Here is a 2,174-nt window from a genome sequence, read left to right on the forward strand (position 1 = left end):
GTCTCCAGTCCATTAACGGTGCGAAGCAACGTGGACTTTCCGGCACCCGAGGTCCCCACAACGCCGACGATGGAGTCATCGGGAACGCTGAAGGTGACGTTATCCAGCGCGGTGACGCCGTCGAACTGCCGTGAGACGTGATCGAACTCTACTGCCATGGCCTAGCCTCTGAGTGAATCGGGGATGAACCAGTAGTTGTTAGCGTTCTGGTCCTCCACGGACTGCAAGAACTCGGGGTCGCGGTAGGCCTTCTTCACGGCATTGACCCACTCCTCGTTGACCTTGTCCTCGGTGGTCGTGGCGTTGAGGATGAGCTCGGGGCGCAGATTCTCCTGGAAAAGCTGCAGCTTGGGGTCAACCTTGGAGGCGTAGCTCATGGAGCCGGGAATGACGCCCCAGTCCACGTCCGGCAGCACGCGCGGGATGCCCGCCGAATCCATTGGTTTGAAATCAAGGTTGTGCGGGTTATCCGCGACATCTTGCACCGTGAGGAGGGCCGGGTTAGCCTCCGGCTTGAGCGTGATCTACCCGGCGTCCTTGAGCAGGTTGAGCGCGCGCGACAAGTTCGACGCATCGATTGGGATGGCTACGGACTGGCCGTCTGATACCTCATCGAGTGACGCGTGGCGCTCCGAGTACAGGCCCGCCGGGACGGTGGGGATGTCGGTGAAGGTGACTAGGTCTGCGCCCTTTTCCTCGTTAAAAACCTTGGTGTAGGCGGAGTGCTGGTCAACGTTGAGGTCCACAGATCCCTCAGCCAGTGCGGTATTAGCTTGCATCAGATCGGAGAAGTCGGTGTATTTCACCTCGTAAACCGTCCTCTTTTAAGGATGGGCTCAATGCCGTCCTTAAACAGGACCGAGTACGGCCCCGGCGAGGTACCAACCGTAATGGTCTTGCCGTCTGTCTCCGTGTTACCGGCGCACGATGCGAGCCCAAAGCTCATGGCTACGGCGCTGGCGAGCGCGATGATCTTCTTCGCTACTAACTTCTCCGTGTACTAATCGGTCTAGAATGGAAAGACTACCATGGCTATAGGATTAGAACAGGAAAGGGGTATGAGTTATTCCGGTGGTGACCTTTCTTATTGTTGTGAATGTCTTTTAGTACCAAGGGGTAAGCGTTGTCAGGTTGTTTCCGTAGTCCTCCCCGTGGATGATTGCTCCACCAAAGTGGGTGAACTTGTCGATCGGGCTCGATTCCTTGTGTGACAAAACGGTTCCCGGCCATCTCTGGTTGATGTAATCTAGACCGTGGGAGGCGATCGTTGTCCCATCAGGGAAAATGGTGGTCTCGTCCACGTTCGCTCGTGAGAAAGCATGGGAGTGAACCCGACAACCACGCAAGTTGGCTCCCTGGAGATCGGTCCGAGTGAAGTTCGCAAAAAGTAGATCGCTACCGGAGAAATCGGAGTGGGATAGATCCGCGATATCAAAATGTGCGCGGTAGAAATCACCGTTGAACCTGGAGTAAGGCATGAATGCGGCGATGAAGTGGCTACGCTGGAAATCGCCGTTAAACAGACCGTGATGGCAGTTCGCTTTATGGAAAATAGCCCGTCTTGCTGTGATATCAACGAACGTGGACCTGTTTAGTACACTGCACAGAAACGAAATGTCATTGAGACTGACCTGTTCTAGTTTGATGTGTGGCAAACGGGTGTATGCAAATCTGACGCGCATGGGGCAATCCGATAGCAACACGTTGTAGCGCGGGACGAGCAATTGGAGAGCTGGTTGAGCGAAGAATAGCGATTGGGTAATTCGCTCTGCAATACCCTGTATAGCTGCGGAAACGGGATCCCAGTTGCATTCGTGGAAAAGACGATCGAAATTATATTCCGCTTCTACCCCGGCTCGAACCGCCAGCCGCCATTGGCGTGTGTTTGAAAGCTTCCTGTTACGAGGGCACCCCAGATTTGAGTGGGCAAACAATGTGAGGGTGGTAACGATATGTTGGGCCCGTTCGTAAGCATTGCCGCTGACGTACCGGTCAAGCAGGCTAAGCAGGCCGTCGACTCCGTAACGTTGGTCCTGACAGGTAGAGGATGAGAGGGCTTTGAAATAGTCGTTGGTTTCTACCACAGGTCGCCTAATTTCTTAAAGTCATTAACATAATCTGGGCACTGGGATCGCTGTGGTTGGAGCTGACCCCGTTTGTGTGGACACCCTGAT

At 54.6% G+C, this 2,174-nt stretch carries 2 protein-coding genes and 1 pseudogene; all 3 read right to left on the reverse strand.

The features are described 5' to 3' along the window. The coding region (locus HMPREF3044_RS13470) for an ATP-binding cassette domain-containing protein (protein ID WP_246821039.1) at window positions 1-158 on the reverse strand (158 nt) is incomplete at its 3' end. A gap of 3 nt (window positions 159-161) precedes the next feature. Beyond that, a pseudogene (locus HMPREF3044_RS10500) lies at window positions 162-946 on the reverse strand (MetQ/NlpA family ABC transporter substrate-binding protein). 157 nt (window positions 947-1,103) lie between these two features. Next, a complete protein-coding gene (locus tag HMPREF3044_RS10505) occupies window positions 1,104-2,084 on the reverse strand; it encodes a pentapeptide repeat-containing protein (RefSeq protein ID WP_005394591.1) in 981 nt (326 codons plus the stop codon). Window positions 2,085-2,174: the final 90 nt, after the last annotated feature.

It is taken from the genome of Corynebacterium sp. HMSC073D01, assembly GCF_001815555.1.
GTDB lineage: Bacteria > Actinomycetota > Actinomycetes > Mycobacteriales > Mycobacteriaceae > Corynebacterium > Corynebacterium glucuronolyticum.